Source organism: Emergencia timonensis, from assembly GCF_900086585.1.
Lineage (GTDB): Bacteria > Bacillota > Clostridia > Peptostreptococcales > Anaerovoracaceae > Senimuribacter > Senimuribacter timonensis.
In genome coordinates, this window is record NZ_FLKM01000009.1 from 553997 (window position 1) to 569839 (window position 15843).

Here is a 15843-nt window from a genome sequence, read left to right on the forward strand (position 1 = left end):
TGCAGAAGTTTTTTTGAAGAAATTCTGCTGGATTTTAATGAGAAATGGCTGAATTCCAATGACAAAAAGAGTTTTTCAAAATTAGCCTTTTTTGACGATTTTAGCAAAAAACAGTGCAGTGCAGTAGCAGTGCAATAGGAAAGAGGAAGGCTAAAAGCCTTCCCCTCTGCTTTGTATTATACTCTTGGCAGTCCGTCGAAACTGATCTGCAGTTCTTCATCGGTAGGGATGTGATCGCTCATCTGACCGTTGTTGAACTGTTCATAGGCTTTCAGATCGAAGTAACCTGTGCCGGTCAGGCCGAAGAGGATGGTCTTTTCTTCCCCTGTTTCTTTGCACTTCAGCGCCTCGTCCATCGCTGCCTTGATTGCGTGGCTGCTCTCTGGCGCAGGCAGAATGCCTTCAATTCTGGCGAAATCCTCTGCCGCCTTGAAAACCTCTGTCTGCTCTACACTGCGGGCTTCCATGAGTCCCTGATCGTACAGCTCGGAAAGAACAGAACTCATGCCGTGGTATCTGAGGCCGCCAGCGTGATTGGCACTTGGAATGAAGCCGCTGCCCAGGGTGTACATCTTGGAAAGCGGGCAGACCATGCCGGTATCGCAGAAATCGTAGGCGTACTTGCCTCTGGTCAGACTAGGGCAGGAGGCGGGTTCGACGGCGATGAAACGGTAGTCCTTTTCCCCGCGAAGTTTTTCACCCATGAATGGAGAAATCAGTCCGCCTAAGTTGGAGCCGCCGCCGGCGCAGCCGATGATGATATCCGGTGTGATGCCGTATTTGTCCATGGCCGTCTTTGTCTCCAGACCGATGATGCTCTGGTGGAGCAGGACCTGTGATAGCACGCTGCCCAGCACATATCTGTAGCCTTCCCGGCTGGTAGCAGCTTCTACGGCTTCGGAGATGGCGCAGCCCAGGCTTCCCGTGGTGCCGGGGTGGTCTGCGAGGATCTTGCGGCCGACTGCCGTTGACTCGGAAGGGGATGGCGTGACCTTTGCGCCATAGGTCCGCATGACCTCCCGTCTGAACGGCTTTTGCTCGTAGGAGACCTTTACCATGTAGACGTCACAGTCCAGGCCCAGGTAAGCACAGGCCATGGAAAGGGCAGTGCCCCACTGGCCAGCGCCTGTTTCTGTCGTCACGCCTTTGAGGCCCTGCTCCTTGGCGTAATAGGCCTGGGCGATGGCGGAGTTCAGCTTGTGGCTGCCGCTGGTGTTGTTGCCTTCGAATTTATAATAAATTTTAGCAGGTGTCTGCAGACGTTCTTCTAAGCAGTAAGCTCTGACAAGCGGTGCAGGGCGGTACATCTTGTAGAACTCTTGTATTTCCTGTGGAATATCGAAATATGCCGTGGTGTCGTCCAGCTCCTGTTTTACCAGTTCGTCGCAGAAGACGCCCCGCAGTTCATCAAAGGTCATGGGCTGCAGGGTACCCGGGTTGAGCAGGGGAGCCGGCTTTTTCTTCATGTCCGCCCGGACATTGTAATACTGAGTCGGCATTTCGTGTTCCTCGAGATAAATTTTGTAAGGGATCTTCTTTGTTTCGTTGTTCATTTTTGTGTGCTCCTTTCAATTTTACACTGGACAGGAGCAAAAGCGTGGTAATTTCCACCAAATCAGAGATTTGGGGAATTCTGACGGCTGACCTACCAACGATTTGCTTATGCAAATCGGGTTAGGGCAAACAAAAACTCCTGTCCCAGACAAACTTCTGCTGGGACAAGAGTAATAAGTTCTCTTGCGGTGCCACCCGGCTTGGCGTAACAAAATTACGCCCGCTCTGCGCATACTACCATATGCCGATTTTGTTAACGGAGTATCTTCTCCGGCGCCCCTACTAAACGGTTCCATCGTTCGGTTTGCCCTCAGGAGTCCATTCGGCTCTGCCTTTCCATGCTGCAATCTCACCACCTGCAGCTCTCTCCTATGTAAGTATCAAAGCTTACTACTCTCCCTCAAAGGTTTGTCTGTGTTATTTAATTTTCTCTATAGTAACATGCAAAATTGACGCTGTCAACAATAATTTGTGAAAAATCACAAGTTTTTAATTAAATACATATGGTAAGTTGACAAATGTCACAATCTCAGCCTAGACTGACGTCCAGAATCATCATAATTAAAAATCCCGCGATGAAGCCTAAAGTGGCTGTTTTGTCGCCTTCACAGCCCTGTGCCTCGGGCAGAAGTTCCTGCACTACCACGTAGATCATGGTGCCGGCAGCAAAAGCCAGGAGCAGAGGCATGAAGGATGTAATAAACGTCGTCACTACGGCGGCGAGAACGCCGAAGATCGGTTCTACGATGGCAGACATGCTGCCGATCAAAAACGCTTTCTTTTTGCCCATGCCGTCTTTGATGAGAGGCAGAGCCACGGCAGTGCCTTCGGGATAGTTCTGAATACCGATACCCAGAGCAAGGGCTATTGCGCCGGAGAACAGCGCCGGGTCAGAGGTATCCGACATAGCCAGAGAGAAAGCAAGACCGACAGCCATTCCCTCTGGAATGTTGTGTATGGTAATAGCCATGACCAACATCAAAGTGCTCTGTTTTAGTTTGGTCTGCTGACCCGTCTGCAGCCGCCTTAAGTATTGTTTTTTTAGAATAGCGTCGGCAAATAGCAGTAAAATGACACCCAGGAGAAATCCGCATGTCATGACTAGCCAGCTGATTTGACCGTTTTGTTCAGCTCTTTCTATTCCAGGAAGCAGTAAAGACCAGACTGAGGCCGCAATCATGACGCCGCCGGCAAAACCTAAGAATATACATTGAAAGGTATTGCCAACTTCTTTTTTGACCCAAAAAACATTTAAGGCACCCAGAGTGGTTACCGAGAAGGTAAACAGGGTGCCGATCAATGCCCATGTTATTCCATTCATATCAATTTATCATCTCCTTTGATATATCAATATGAATATTCTGGAATATTGTGCATATATTTATCTAATTTGCCCACTGCCGGAAATCACATATTTGTAGGAGACAAGCTGGTTTACACCCATGGGGCCTCTGGCGTGGAGTTTCTGGGTGGAAATGCCGATCTCTGCCCCCAGTCCCAGCTCGCCGCCGTCGGTGAACCTGGTAGAAGCGTTGTGATAGACTGCAGCAGAATCTACGGAAGCCAGAAAACGGTCTGCAGCAGCCTGGTCAGAGGTGACGATGCAGTCGCTGTGGTGAGACGAATATCTTTCAATGTGGTCGATGGCATCGTCGATGCTGTTCACGATTTTGACGCCCATGATGTAGTCCAGATATTCACGGCTCCAGTCTCCCTCGGAAGCTGCTTTGGCATGGGGCAGCAGGCGGCAGGCCGCTTCGTCTGCTCTCAGCTCCACGTCTTTTTCGGCCAGCTTTTCGGCCATGGCAGGTAAAAAGACCGCCGCAATCTCTTTGTGGACCAAAAGCTTTTCTGCCGCATTGCAGACGGAAGGCCTGGAGGTCTTTGCGTTGAAAACGATATCAAGGGCCATGGAGATGTCGGCGGCTCGATCCACGTAAATGTGGCAGTTACCGACACCGGTTTCTATGACCGGCACTTTGGCATTGTCTACGACTGATCTGATCAGACCGGCGCCGCCTCTTGGAATGAGTACATCGAGATATTCTGTCAAAGCCATCATTTCAGCGGCGGATTCCCTAGAGGTATCTTCCACCAGCTGGATGCAGTCCGCGGGCAGGGCAGTGGAGGAAAGCGCATCTCTCATGACCCCGGTGATGGCCATGTTGGAGTGAAAAGCTTCTTTTCCGCCTCTGAGGATGCAGGCGTTGCCTGCTTTGATGCAGAGGGCTGCGCAGTCGCTGGTCACGTTGGGACGAGCTTCGAAGATGATGCCGCAGACACCAAGGGGAACGGAAGTCTTCTGTACGTGAAGACCGTTTGGAAGATCTCGTTCTTCCAAAACCTGACCCACAGGATCGGGCCACTTGGAGACGGCGATGACAGCGTCTGCCATGGACTCGATGCGTTCTTCACTTAGAGAAAGCCGGTCAATCATGGAAGGTGACAAGCTGCCTTTGGCTGCTTCTACGTCCAGGGCGTTGGCGGTTAATATATCAGCCTTGTTTTGCAGCAGGGCAGAAGCGATTAATTCTAAAGCTTCTGTCTTCACTGAAGAATCTTCTATTCGAAGGGTTCTGGCGGCGGACTTTGCCAGAGCGCCCATGTTTTCTAAATTTGTCATAAATGATTTACCTCCCGGCTTTAAAAATAGTTCCAATTGTCTGCCCCTCAAATAGGGGATAGAGGTTAGCTGGATTATCTCCTTTGATGACACAGCAGGGAATGCCGGCTCCAGTGGAGACTTTTGCTGCGCTGACTTTGGTAGTCATGCCGCCAGTGCCGAAAATTGAACCAGCGCCCCCTGCCAAAGCTTCCACCTTCGCATCAATTTTTTCTACGACAGGGATGCGGCGAGCGTCGCTGTGCTTTCGCGGATCTTTGTCGTAAAGTCCGTCGATATCGGTGAGAATCACCAAGAGGTCGGCGCCAATCAGCTTGGCGACGATGGCGGAGAGATTGTCGTTGTCGCCGAAATTGTTTCCCTCCAACTCGTCTGTTGCGACGGTATCGTTTTCGTTGACTACAGGAATGATGCCCATATCGATCAGCTCTGTAAAAGTATTCTGCACGTTTTGACGTCCCACCTTGTTGTCAACCACGTCGGCTGTCAGCAGAACCTGCGCGACGGTATGATTGTATTCGCCGAAGAATTTGTCATACATGAACATCAGTTCACACTGTCCGATGGCAGCCAGGGCCTGCTTTTTACTGGTCTCATTTGGACGGGCCTTTAAATTGAGTTTTCCCACGCCTACACCGATAGCCCCGGAGGAAACCAGGGTGATTTCCTTGCCGGAGTTCTGCAGGTCAGCGATGACCTTGCAGAGGTTTTCGACGTGGCGGATGTTGATCTTTCCGCTGGGATGGGTCAAGGTAGAAGTTCCCACCTTGATGACGATTCTTTTGCTTTCCATAATCCTATTCATAAAAAATCTCCAGGCTTCGGCCTAAAATGCCGTTCATCTGTGCGATGAGGATGCCGTAATTGGTAAACGGTACCCCCTGCTCTTCTGCTGATTCCTGTCTGCAGACCATTTCTCTTTCACCTAACATACAGCCCCCACAGTGGACTACCAAGGCGTACGCCGATAGATCCTGGGGGAAATGCCCGCCGCTGGTGAATTCAAAGAGCAGCTTTTTACCGCTGTACTTTTTGATCCAGCCGGGCAGCTTGACGGTTCCGATATCCTCGCACTGCCTGTGATGGGTACAGCCTTCGGAGATTAAAACGGTATCGCCGTCTTTCAGCTTGTTTAAATACTGGGCGCCGTAAACAGCCGTGTCCAAAATACCCTTGAATCTGGCAAACAGAATGGAGAAGGAGGTCAAAGGGACGCTGTCAGGCACGATTTCCTTGACCTGCTGGAAAGCCTGGCTGTCGGTGACTACCAAGGCTGGCGGCTCTTTCAGTGCGTTAAGACAGGCCGAAAGCTCTGCAACTTGCGTTACCATGGCGATGGCCTGCGTATCTAAGATGTCCCGTATGGTCTGCACCTGGGGCAGAATCATTCTCCCTTTAGGCGCCGAAGCGTCGATGGGCGTCACCAGGACGACGATGTCGCAGTCAGCAATTTTGTCTGCAATCAGCTTCTTATTGCTCTCCAGAGGCTTGCCGATTTCTGCAATCTTCTCTTTCAGTTCTGTAATACCTTGACCGGTAAGGGCGCTGACCAGGATGTGAGGAAAATCGTACTGTTCCTTATTCTCCTCGTCAGCGCCTGTAATGAGGGATTCCATGTCGAGGTCCACTTTGTTCAGGACTACGATATAAGGTATGTTCTTTTTCTTGAAAAGCTTTATCAGCTCCAGATCTTCTGCGGCAGGACCTACGAAATTGTCGATGACCAGCACTGCAACATCAGTCATGCCCAGTATCTGGTAAGATTTTGCCACTCGTTTCTCTCCTACTTTGCCGTCGTCGTCGATGCCGGGGGTGTCGATGATCACCACCGGTCCCAGGGGTAGCAATTCCATGGCCTTTTTGACTGGGTCTGTGGTGGTGCCTTTTACCTCTGATACGATAGATAAATCCTGCCCCGTGACAGCATTGACAACGCTGGATTTTCCAGCGTTGCGTCTGCCAAAGAAACTGATGTGCAGTCTGTTTGCACTGGGGGTCTTATCAAAATCTAAAGTCTCTTTTTCCATCTTCAATCTCCTTGATATACTCTTCCGCAATCTGGCGGACTTTTTCTTTCGGGATGTTGGTGAGCTCCTTGTCGATGAGAGCTTCGCCGACGGATCTGGTCTCAGGGCTTGCGTAATCGACCAGGTATTCTTTCAGGGTCATCAGCGCGTTAGGATGACAGCAGTTCTGAATCTGGCCGTTTTTGCACAGAGTCATGAAGCGGTCTCCCGTCCTGCCTTCTCTGTAGCAGGCGGTGCAGAAGCTCGGAATGTAGCCCATATCCATCAGCCATTTGACCACTTCATCCAGAGTTCTCTTGTCGTCGGTTTCGAACTGTGCGGAGTTTTCTTCTTCTGGTTCCGGCTCGTCGTAGCCGCCGACGCTGGTCTTGGAAGCGCCGCTGATTTGAGAGATTCCCAGGTGCAGCGCCTTTGCCCGCATTTTCTGGCTTTCTCTGGTGGACATGATCATGCCCGTATAAGGAACGGCGATTCTGATGATGGCGATGATCTTGGCGAATAGGTCGTCGGTGAGGCCTCCATCGACACCGGCGTCAAAATCGTCAGGGTCGATGTCGTCTGCAGGTCTGACTCTCGGCACGCTGATGGTATGCGGTCCCACGCCCTGGGCAGCCTCCAGATGCTCTGCGTGCATCAACAGGCCTGCCAGTTCGTAGCGGTACATTTCCAGGCCGAATAAAACACCCAGGCCCACGTCGTCGATACCGGCTTCCATGGCTCTGTCCATGGCTTCGGTATGCCACGCATAGTTGTGCTTTGGACCGGTCGGATGAAGCTTTTCATAGCTGTCCTTGTGATAGGTTTCCTGAAATAAGATATATGTACCGATGCCTGCGTCTTTCAGCATCTTGTATTCTTCCTTGGTAGTGGCGGCGATGTTGACGTTGACGCGCCGGATGGCGCCGTTCTTATGGTTGATGGAGTAGACGGTCTTGATGCACTCCAAAATATATTCGATGGGGTTGTTGACCGGATCTTCTCCGGCTTCCAGGGCAAGTCTCTTGTGGCCCATATCCTGCAGAGCGATGACTTCTTTTCTGATTTCTTCCTGGGTCAGTTTCTTTCTGGCGATGTGTTTGTTCTGATGGTGGTATGGACAGTAAACACAGCCGTTGACACAGTAATTGGACAGATACAGCGGTGCGAACATGACGATACGGTTGCCGTAGAAGTCCTTTTTGATTTGTTCCGCCAGGCTGCAGATTTCTTTGGTGATTTCTTCGTCTTCGCAGGCCAGCAGCACAGAGGCTTCTCTGTGGCTGATGCCTTTGCGCAGGGCAGCCTTATCCAGGATTTGCCGGATCAATTCCTTATTGTCTTTGTTTTCGTCGGCGTAAGCCAGGGAGTCCATGACTTCGTCATGGCAGATGAATTCTTCTGCTTTCAGTGATTTTGGATCATACATTTTTTTCTTTTCCTTTCTTTCGAGTCAGGTCCTGCAAGGGAACTTCCCCGTTAGTGACATTCTGCCCAGCGAACATGAGTGGGCGGCTTGGCAACACTTCGCTCCTCCGGGAACTGCGTTCCCTGTGCTGTTCGTTTTGCCTAGCCAAGCAAGCTTGGGGCAAAAGGGCAGAATTTATACTGGCACTCCCCGGCTTCAGCCGGAATGAAGTGCGTCGTATGAATATATTATACTAAATAATCGCCGCGGGCGGTGACTATTTCGTAGCCTATTTTTTTCATGGAGGCGGTCAGATGACGGATACTTTCGGCAGCCTCGTCTCCAGTTGCGATTTTGCCGTCGTAGAGGAGATATTTCTCCCGCACCTCCAGTGGGGACAGGTTTGGCATGATGACGTTGGCACCTGCCAGGATGCCTCTCTCCCGACCATCGTGTTCCGCTGTGCCCAGGGCAGTGGTTGCAGGAAGCAGAACTCTCGGATGCAGCAGTCTGACTATACTGAGCAGCTTGATTGTTAGCTCACTGGAACCGGCAGGTTCACGTTCAAAAGGCGTGTTTGCCGCCGGCAGAAATGGTCCGATGCCGACCATCTGCGGTTTGAATTCTCGGATCAGACATAGATCTTCGACTAGATGATCTATGGTTTGATAAGGGGAGCCGACCATAAAGCCGCAGCCGGTTTGAAAACCGATTTCCTTCAGGGCCTGCAGACAGGAAAGGCGATGTGCCAGGGACAGTTCAGCTGGATGAAGCCTGCTGTAATGCTCTGAATCGGCTGTCTCGTGGCGCAGTAAATAGCGGTCTGCACCGGCGTCAAAGAGCTTCTGATAGCTTTCTCTGCTCCGTTCTCCCATGGAGAGGGTGATAGCGCAGTCGGGGTAACTCTGACGAATGGCGCTGACGACCTGACAGGTTCGTTCATCTGTCCAGTAAGGATCTTCGCCGCCCTGCAGGACGAAGGTACGAAATCCCAAATCATACCCCTGCCGGCAGCAGTCAAGAATCTGTCCCTCAGTCAGACGGTAGCGGCTAACTGCGTCATTGCTTCTGCGGATGCCGCAGTAGTAACAGTCATTTCTGCAGTAGTTTGTAAATTCGATCAAGCCGCGGATAAACACCTGGCGGCCGTAAATCTGTTCTCTGGCTGCATTTGCCCGTTCTGCCAGATAGGCAGCGATTTCGCGGCTGTCGTCTGTAATCAATCTCGCCAGTTCCTGACGGGTCAGTTCTCCGCCGTCAGCCAGTTTGTCAATCAGATGTCTATTCATTGGCATAGGCCACCTTGCTGCTGATTCCGCTGATTCTGCCGATCTTGCCGGAGAGGGCGTTGATCACATCGGAAGGCGCATCGACTGCCACGCTGATGATGTGAATATTCTTCTCACGATAGGGAATGCCCATCCGTCCGATGATATACTGACTGTATTGATGGAGAATATCGTTAAGCTCCTCCACGACACCGGAATCTTTGAGGATGATTGAAATTAATGCAACTCTGCTGTCCATAGTCCTTCCTTTCTTCTCGCATTTGATCATATTGTAACACAGATTTTGGTATATTTATACACCAACTTTCCAGTGTTTAACCTTTTGGAGCAAGTCCATATTTTTTCAATTTGTTATACAGGGTGCCGCGGCTGAGCCCCAACTCCCTGGCAGCGGCGGAAATATTGTTTTTTTGATTGCGCATGGCAATCAAAATGGCGCTCCGCTCAGTGTTTTCTATGACGGATAAAGGGGTGGTCTCATCGTCTTTGGTGAAACCGAAGGCTTCATTGTAGGTGCGCTGACCCACACGCAGTTCCTGGGCGATGTCTTCTTCGGTAATCTGTTTGTTCTCGTAGAAAATTGCCAGCCGTTGTGTCAGATTGCGCAGCTGCCGCACATTTCCCGGCCAGACATAAGCGGCCAGAAGACGAAGAGCGCTTTGCGTCAGATCTAGTTTCGTTTCCAGTTCATCGCAGAAGTGGTCCAGCAGCAGAGGAATATCCTGAGAACGCCTGCGCAGTGGCGGAACAAACAGTTCTATTGTATTCAGCCGGTAGTAGAGGTCGGAACGGAATTTCTTCTCCTCGCTGAGAAGAAAGAGATTCTTGTTGGTGGAGGCGATAATGCCAGCCTGCAGAGGGATGATCCTGCTGCTGCCAACCCGTTCAAACTCCTTGGATTCCAGCACGCGCAACAGTTTTGACTGCATGAAGAGGCTCATATCGCCGATTTCATCTAAGAGAATATCGCCGCCGGCTGCAACTTCAAATTTGCCTGGCTTTGCTGCGTCTGCACCGGTAAAGGCTCCCTTTTCGTGACCGAAAAGTTCTGATTCTAACAAATTTTCCGGAATGGCTGTGCAGTTGATGGTTACGTAAGGTGCGTACTGCTCATTATATCGTCTATTGTGAATCGCGCCGGCGATGATTTCTTTGCCAGTTCCCGTCTCGCCGATAATCAAAACAGGCAGATGACTGCCGGCTGCTTTCTTTGATTTCTCAATCAGATCTTTGACTGTAGGGTCTTCGCCGACAAAGTCGTGAAAGGTGTAGCCGCTTTCTATACGGGAGATACTGTTGTAGATTTCTCCCAGGTCGTCAGGCCCGCCGCTGTCGCTGCCTGCGAACATGCGCTTGACTCGCTGCAGATTGCGGAAGACGATAGTGCCGATGGCGCCGATGATCTGCCCGTCCTCTTCAATAGGAAAAATATTGGAGACGCATTTGCGCCCATGAATTTCTAACAGCAGGCCGGTTGAGGCTCTGCCTGTTTTCATCACGTTCCGAAAAGGAGAAATGTTGTCCAAAATGGTGATATCCTGGCCGATGACATTGGTGCCTTTGGGCATGTCTTTGTAAGAACTTTCACTGATGTGAACAATCTTGCAGTCCGCATCGATGAGAATGGAAACATCGAAGAGATTGTTCATCAGTTCGTCCAGGATGCCTCCGCGGGTATGCATGTCTTTTTTTGTCAGATGAATCTTGTTCATAGAAACCTCACTGTACAATTTTTATTAGGTGTTATTTTAACATGTGTTCAAGATTTATACAACCTGTCATTGGCAGAAAATTAGAAACATTGAATTTCAGAGGTTTTTAATCTTGGCACGGCACTTGCTTTAGTATGTGTCATCAGAAAACGAAAGGAAGTAATGATTATGAGTCAGAGACCTGTTCTAACAGCAGAAGAGAGAAAACTCCCTTATGCCAAATATTACGATTTACCAATTACACCGATTCCAGCAGAAAAGATTGCTGTCCTTGAAGCGGGACCAATCGACCCATCCCTAGCCCTGAAAATTGAAGACAGAAACAAGCTCTTCGAACCCGGTTATCTACCTTGTGAAATCGGTTACTGTGTCATGGAAGACGGCTCAGCCTACCTGGCCAACAGAACGGAGATGCCGGGGGTGACGCCGGAAATGTTCGAATGGTGGTTCGCATGGCACGGTCTTGAGGATATGAGATACAGAATATGGGATCCTGAGGATCACTTCTATGCCAGACAGCAGATGCGGGAAAAAGTTCTGGATCCGAAGGTGCCGATGAGAGAGAAGACCTGGGGCACTGTACATATCGTCCGCGAAGACATCGGAGCAGGACCTGACGATTTGATCTTGGAATTCAGATATCCTCATGAGCTGGGATACGACGAGTCAAAGGTCGGTACGAAGGATTGCGCTGCCATGATGTGTGCAAACGGACACGGACCCGTACCAGGACAAGGCGTAGCAGCAGTCATGACCCATATGGTCAGAGAGATAGAAGGCGGCATTGAACTTCGCAGCAGATTTTGGATCGGATGGGGTCTGGTGAACGGACAAGTAGTAAAGCTGGTGCCAGACGGCGTCAGAGTTCCAGTTGAAGTTCCTATGGGACTGTTCGCACACAATTTAAAAGAGTTTGGACATCTGGCGACGATTTTGCCGGATCTATATAAAGAAGAAAAAGATCATTTTTAAAAACGGAGGAAAAGAAAATGGGAAAAGACGCAATTAAAAATTTTGTTATCGGCGCAATCGTCAGCGCAGTGCTGACAGCCTTAGTCATCGGTCTGATTATCGGAGAAAAAGGCGTACCCGATTCTGTAAGCGGCAATGTGATAGGCAATGTGGTGACGGCCATCATCTGCGGCGGATTATCCGGCGTGGCAACGACCATTACCTTGTACAAAAAACTTGCAAAATAGATTGAAAAGAAGAGACTGCTGCATTAGAGTACAAACTGATGTGCGCAGTCTCTTTTTTAATTCATAGGAGTGGCGTCAGCCACTTTTTTTAGAATGAATTTTCATTCACAGCACCTCCACAAAACATTCAAGGAAAAGGTGTATGGTATAGTTGTCAGCTGATGAAGTTGATGAAAAGGGAGGTAGATGAAATGAACTTTGGGATTATCATTCCTTCGGACTGTCCTGACGAAAAGCTGGTAAAGCTTGCAAAGGAACTGGTTCAAAGAGAGGAAACCATGATTGTCGTCATCGACGACGGCTGCGGAGAAGACATCGTCTATACGAGGATTTATCAGATGATAGAAGAAATAGGGGGGACCGTATTACACCATAAGCACAAACTGGGCAGAGGCACAGCCATTAAGACGGGCATGCGTTATGCCATGAAACACTGTGAAAAGCTGGGGGGCATTGTCACTGTAGATGAGGACGGATGGTATGGGGCAGAGGATGTCTTTCGTGTCTGTGACCAATTAGAAGAACATGAAGACAGCATCATATTGGGGACCAGGAACTTAAAGAAGAGAGAAGTTCCGGCCTTTTATCGGCTGAAAAATACCCTTGCATCTCTGCGCTTTCGATTTGCGACAGGCATCTCCTGCGACGACGTGCAGAGCAAGCTGCGAGGGATTCCCCAAAAGTGCTTTGATATGGCCTTGTCCACAGAAGGCAACGGATATCGGTATGAACTGACCTTTCTGACGGAAGCTGCGAGGACGAAAGTGCCGTTGATTTTCCTGCCCAGTTGTCAGATCTGAATAATCATAAAGAGCAGATGAACGTCGGTTTATCCGCTAATCATTCAATTTCGAGGAAAAACTTCCCTTATTTGAAGGGATTGAGGTTACAAGGAAGTATTTTCTGGTTAGGCGGTATAGCCCCGTTTACAATGGGCTGTACCGTCTTTTCCTGTTTTCCATTCGTATTTCTCTTTTCACTACCTACAATACTGCACAGGGCAGTTTTGCAAAAGTCTTCTCACTTCTTAATACGGGGAAAATCCCAAATGCTAAACAGACCGCAGAAAAACGCTGCAATCCTAATAAAAGATTGCAACGCTTCTCAATTCCTATTCAGTTGCGGCAGACCCGCCCCCCTTGTTACCTATACCGCCAAGCGACGTATTGAGCTCTCTGCGTTACGCTGTATAGATGTATCTGTTTTTAATCACGAGCATTAGCGATTCGTAAAAACTCGTTTGCCATATCTTCCGGACTTTCCTTTGCGCCATTTTCCAACCAATGAATAACCATATTATAAAATGCGCCTGAATAGTAATATAATTCATATTTTGAGATGGAACTTGCCGGCATATCTCCATAAGTATCAACAACAAAGTCGTTAATTACCGCCAGCAGGGTTTGCGGCGTCTGTGCGTGATGAAAGGTCAGTAAAAGGCTTGCGTGTTCCTTAAAAAATCGAAATTTGAAATACATCAATTCTTTATTACGAAAATTTTCATCTGGTGATGGATTTTCTTGATTATATTTTTCATTTATTTTTGCAATGCCATAGTCAATAATATCTTCAATAGATGAAAAATTGCGGTAAAAAGAAGACCTCGCTACTCCTGCCTGTTTAATCAGTGCAGTAATAGAAATAGTCGACCAGTTGCATTGTTCTGCTAATTCAATAAGTGCATTTAATAAACTGTCTTTTACTTTCTGATTTGCTACTACTCTTTTATCCATAAGACATTTCTCCTTATTTTGTGTCAGGTCAAATGATTGACTTATTGGCTCCATGTGATACAATTTGAATCAGATATAAAATGTATCATATCATAAAAAAAACAGATATGTCAATCCTATTAGGATAAAACAATGTATGCTCGTAGAAAGCGAGAGAAAGGAAGCACATGAATCAAAAATTTATTCGTGAAGATGTTGATTTTTATTCTAACGCAACCAGGTGCGGCGCATGGCTGTATTTGCCCAAAGAAGAGGGGAATAGAAAGTGTCCGGTCATTGTAATGGCGCATGGATTAGGTGGTGTTCGTGAAATGCGGCTAAACACATATGCAGAACGCTTTTCTACTGCCGGATATGCCTGTTTTCTATTTGATTATCGTAACTATGGGGCAAGCGACGGAAATAAACGTCAGAGGATTAATGTGAAAGAACAGCTTGTCGATTGGGATTGTGCTATCAACTTTATCAAAAAGAGCGACAAGGTTGACGGAAGTAAAGTTCTGCTGTTTGGAAGCTCGTTCAGCGGCGGCCATGTGATAACTCTGTCTGCAAAACGAAAAGATATTCTTGCTGCCATAGCACAGTGCCCCTATACAAACACACAGGCCACTTTGGGTACACTTTCACCGCTAACCGCTTTAAAAACAATTCCGCTTGTCATAGCCGACCTATTATCATGTTTAACAGGATATCACCCGGTTATGCTGAAATTAGGCGATGCTCCTGGAAAAGCCGCCATGATGGCAGTTCCCGACTATAAGGAGTTTTTTGAACAAATTCCTGCAAACTCAAGTTTTGTAAACAAAGCGCCTGCAAGAACGCTTTTGGAATTTCTCAAATATTCCCCCAGCAGATATACAAAAGATATAGAAAAGCCAATCTATTATGCAGTTTGCAAAAAAGATACTTTGGCTCCCGCTGATGCGACGATCAAATGCGCGAAACTTTCTCCAAAAGCTGTCATAAAAGAATATGAATGTGGGCATTTTGGTATTTATTTGGGGGATTTTTTTGAACAGGCAATTAAAGATTATATCAATTTTTTTGATCAATATTCTAAATAGCTTTAAAACATCGTTAAGCAACTATATTATTTGAGTGCAGAAAATTCAGTTGTCACAACAATTTGTTACATCCTATAGCATAGCCGTCTGTTCAGTTTTGCGCTGTACGGGCGGTTTTGTTATAGCTCCCTTTGCTGCAAAATCAAGACAGGGGGAGTTTTTTTGCGCATAAATTCATAAGAGGTTTGTTTCACCAGTTGTAACTTTTCCCTTGCATGTGTTTAAGCTCAAACCGCGGTGTATTTTCCTTCTGTCCCTTGCTCATACTTTATATAGTTGCTCTGTTTGTTGCAAAATGGTACAATGGACCTGAGAACATGCAGAAGAAAAGGAGATTATAATGAAGCCGAGAAATATTATTATCGATACAGATCCGGGGATTGATGATGCAGCCGCCATAACGATCGCTGTCCGGAATCCTGCCTTGAACGTGCAGCTAATCAGTACCGTCGCCGCCAATGTGGAAGTGGAGAAGACGACGCAGAATGCATTAAAGCTGATGGAGTTTTTGGAGGCGGATATACCAGTCGCCAAAGGCTGCGACGCGCCTTTGCTGAAGAAGTTGGAACCGTGTCCGGAGATTCACGGTGTCAGCGGGATGGACGGCTACGATTTTCCAGAGGTAAAGAGACAGCCCTTGCAGAAGCACGCCGTTGAGGTCATGAGGGAAATGCTGATGGAAAGCGAGGAGAAGATCACTCTGGCGGCTCTGGCAACCCACACGAATATTGCGATTTTGTTGAGGCTGTATCCTGAGGTCAAAGAGAAGATTGACGAAATCGTCATGATGGGCGGCGGCCTTTCAGGCGGCAATACCAATACTGTGGCAGAGTTTAACCTTTATAACGATCCTCATGCCGCTTACATGGTCTTTGAATCGGGGCTGCCGATTACGATGCTCGGCCTGGACGTGACCAACAAAGCTCTGCTGCGGAAAGACACCATCGAGAAAATCAAAGAGAGCGGAAAAGAAGGCGAGATGCTGTACTCTTTGTTCGAGCATTACCGCAGCGGAACCTTTGAATCGGGGCTGAGAATACACGACGCCTGTGTTATGGCCTATATGCTCAAACCAGAACTGTTTCAGACAGAAAAATTGTATGTGGGCATGGTAACGGAAGGGTATGCTGCAGGCGCTACGGTGGCAGGCAAAGTGAACCCCATTGCTCCAGGCCGGGAACCGAATGTAAATGTCTGCGTTGACGTAGATGAAGTCGCTTTTGAAGAATGGTTTGCAGGTGAATTCTGCAGATAGGGG

15 protein-coding genes and 1 other annotated feature are annotated in these 15843 nt (G+C 48.4%); of the genes, 5 read left to right on the forward strand and 10 right to left on the reverse strand.

Translation table 11 applies throughout. The annotated features are described in order from the left end of the window. Positions 1-176 precede the first annotated feature (176 nt). From BN6539_RS13530 to BN6539_RS13570, 9 genes are all read right to left on the reverse strand, one after another. Entirely contained in the window at positions 177-1553 is a 1377-nt protein-coding gene (locus BN6539_RS13530) for a TrpB-like pyridoxal phosphate-dependent enzyme (RefSeq protein ID WP_067539590.1), read from the reverse strand. A 158-nt stretch (positions 1554-1711) separates the two neighbouring features. After that, positions 1712-1967, reverse strand: a binding site (T-box leader). Between the two features lie 116 nt (positions 1968-2083). Further along, positions 2084-2875: a ZIP family metal transporter gene (locus tag BN6539_RS13535; RefSeq protein ID WP_067539593.1), complete on the reverse strand. Its 792-nt coding sequence runs from the start codon at positions 2873-2875 to the stop codon at positions 2084-2086. Positions 2876-2935: 60 nt separating this feature from the next. Next, positions 2936-4177: a glutamate-5-semialdehyde dehydrogenase gene (locus tag BN6539_RS13540; protein WP_067539596.1), complete on the reverse strand. Its 1242-nt coding sequence runs from the start codon at positions 4175-4177 to the stop codon at positions 2936-2938. A 7-nt stretch (positions 4178-4184) separates the two neighbouring features. Continuing rightward, positions 4185-4982 carry a glutamate 5-kinase gene (proB, locus tag BN6539_RS13545; protein WP_067539599.1) on the reverse strand — a complete coding sequence of 266 codons (798 nt, stop codon included), beginning with the start codon at positions 4980-4982 and terminating at the stop codon, positions 4185-4187. Then, entirely contained in the window at positions 4975-6204 is a 1230-nt protein-coding gene (gene hydF, locus BN6539_RS13550) for a [FeFe] hydrogenase H-cluster maturation GTPase HydF (protein ID WP_067539602.1), read from the reverse strand. The genes proB and hydF overlap by 8 nt, the downstream gene beginning before the upstream one ends. Beyond that, positions 6179-7609, reverse strand: coding sequence for a [FeFe] hydrogenase H-cluster radical SAM maturase HydG (hydG, locus tag BN6539_RS13555; protein WP_067539605.1), 1431 nt, complete (start codon positions 7607-7609; stop codon positions 6179-6181). Before hydG ends, hydF begins: the two co-directional genes overlap by 26 nt. Before the next feature lie 227 nt (positions 7610-7836). Beyond that, a complete protein-coding gene (gene hydE, locus BN6539_RS13560; protein WP_242869416.1) occupies positions 7837-8877 on the reverse strand; it encodes a [FeFe] hydrogenase H-cluster radical SAM maturase HydE in 1041 nt (346 codons plus the stop codon). Beyond that, entirely contained in the window at positions 8870-9115 is a 246-nt protein-coding gene (locus BN6539_RS13565; protein ID WP_067539617.1) for a TM1266 family iron-only hydrogenase system putative regulator, read from the reverse strand. The genes hydE and BN6539_RS13565 overlap by 8 nt, the downstream gene beginning before the upstream one ends. A 76-nt stretch (positions 9116-9191) precedes the next feature. Next, positions 9192-10589, reverse strand: coding sequence for a sigma-54 interaction domain-containing protein (locus BN6539_RS13570; RefSeq protein WP_067539619.1), 1398 nt, complete (start codon positions 10587-10589; stop codon positions 9192-9194). A 168-nt stretch (positions 10590-10757) separates the two neighbouring features. Here BN6539_RS13570 and BN6539_RS13575 point away from each other — a divergent pair, with 168 nt between their 5' ends. The 3 genes from BN6539_RS13575 to BN6539_RS13585 all read left to right on the forward strand — a co-directional run bounded on the left by BN6539_RS13575 (position 10758) and on the right by BN6539_RS13585 (position 12588). After that, positions 10758-11561 (forward strand): DAPG hydrolase family protein, encoded by an 804-nt coding sequence (locus tag BN6539_RS13575; protein ID WP_067539625.1) that lies wholly within the window; start codon positions 10758-10760, stop codon positions 11559-11561. A 17-nt stretch (positions 11562-11578) separates the two neighbouring features. Further along, complete coding sequence (locus BN6539_RS13580) at positions 11579-11788, forward strand: hypothetical protein (RefSeq protein WP_067539628.1); 210 nt, start codon at positions 11579-11581, stop codon at positions 11786-11788. Positions 11789-11979: 191 nt separating this feature from the next. Further along, positions 11980-12588 carry a glycosyltransferase gene (locus tag BN6539_RS13585; RefSeq protein ID WP_067539631.1) on the forward strand — a complete coding sequence of 203 codons (609 nt, stop codon included), beginning with the start codon at positions 11980-11982 and terminating at the stop codon, positions 12586-12588. 405 nt (positions 12589-12993) lie between these two features. Here BN6539_RS13585 and BN6539_RS13590 read toward each other — a convergent pair whose 3' ends face one another. Next, entirely contained in the window at positions 12994-13521 is a 528-nt protein-coding gene (locus BN6539_RS13590; protein ID WP_067539634.1) for a TetR/AcrR family transcriptional regulator, read from the reverse strand. Between the two features lie 167 nt (positions 13522-13688). On the opposite strand from BN6539_RS13590, the gene BN6539_RS13595 reads away from it, so the two are divergent. Beyond that, a complete protein-coding gene (locus tag BN6539_RS13595) occupies positions 13689-14585 on the forward strand; it encodes an alpha/beta hydrolase (protein ID WP_067539637.1) in 897 nt (298 codons plus the stop codon). A 340-nt stretch (positions 14586-14925) separates the two neighbouring features. Next, the gene (gene rihC / locus BN6539_RS13600; RefSeq protein WP_067539639.1) at positions 14926-15840 is read left to right on the forward strand and encodes a ribonucleoside hydrolase RihC; all 915 of its coding nucleotides are present in this window, start codon (positions 14926-14928) and stop codon (positions 15838-15840) included. Positions 15841-15843: the final 3 nt, after the last annotated feature.

What these genes read in the sequence shown, in the direction of transcription:
- BN6539_RS13530 (WP_067539590.1), bottom strand. Translation starts at nt 1,553, where the DNA reads ATGAACAACGAAACAAAGAAGATCCCTTACAAAATTTATCTCGAGGAA.
- BN6539_RS13535 (WP_067539593.1), bottom strand. Translation starts at nt 2,875, where the DNA reads ATGAATGGAATAACATGGGCATTGATCGGCACCCTGTTTACCTTCTCG.
- BN6539_RS13540 (WP_067539596.1), bottom strand. Translation starts at nt 4,177, where the DNA reads ATGACAAATTTAGAAAACATGGGCGCTCTGGCAAAGTCCGCCGCCAGA.
- proB (WP_067539599.1), bottom strand. Translation starts at nt 4,982, where the DNA reads ATGAATAGGATTATGGAAAGCAAAAGAATCGTCATCAAGGTGGGAACT.
- hydF (WP_067539602.1), bottom strand. Translation starts at nt 6,204, where the DNA reads ATGGAAAAAGAGACTTTAGATTTTGATAAGACCCCCAGTGCAAACAGA.
- hydG (WP_067539605.1), bottom strand. Translation starts at nt 7,609, where the DNA reads ATGTATGATCCAAAATCACTGAAAGCAGAAGAATTCATCTGCCATGAC.
- hydE (WP_242869416.1), bottom strand. Translation starts at nt 8,877, where the DNA reads ATGAATAGACATCTGATTGACAAACTGGCTGACGGCGGAGAACTGACC.
- BN6539_RS13565 (WP_067539617.1), bottom strand. Translation starts at nt 9,115, where the DNA reads ATGGACAGCAGAGTTGCATTAATTTCAATCATCCTCAAAGATTCCGGT.
- BN6539_RS13570 (WP_067539619.1), bottom strand. Translation starts at nt 10,589, where the DNA reads ATGAACAAGATTCATCTGACAAAAAAAGACATGCATACCCGCGGAGGC.
- BN6539_RS13575 (WP_067539625.1), top strand. Translation starts at nt 10,758, where the DNA reads ATGAGTCAGAGACCTGTTCTAACAGCAGAAGAGAGAAAACTCCCTTAT.
- BN6539_RS13580 (WP_067539628.1), top strand. Translation starts at nt 11,579, where the DNA reads ATGGGAAAAGACGCAATTAAAAATTTTGTTATCGGCGCAATCGTCAGC.
- BN6539_RS13585 (WP_067539631.1), top strand. Translation starts at nt 11,980, where the DNA reads ATGAACTTTGGGATTATCATTCCTTCGGACTGTCCTGACGAAAAGCTG.
- BN6539_RS13590 (WP_067539634.1), bottom strand. Translation starts at nt 13,521, where the DNA reads ATGGATAAAAGAGTAGTAGCAAATCAGAAAGTAAAAGACAGTTTATTA.
- BN6539_RS13595 (WP_067539637.1), top strand. Translation starts at nt 13,689, where the DNA reads ATGAATCAAAAATTTATTCGTGAAGATGTTGATTTTTATTCTAACGCA.
- rihC (WP_067539639.1), top strand. Translation starts at nt 14,926, where the DNA reads ATGAAGCCGAGAAATATTATTATCGATACAGATCCGGGGATTGATGAT.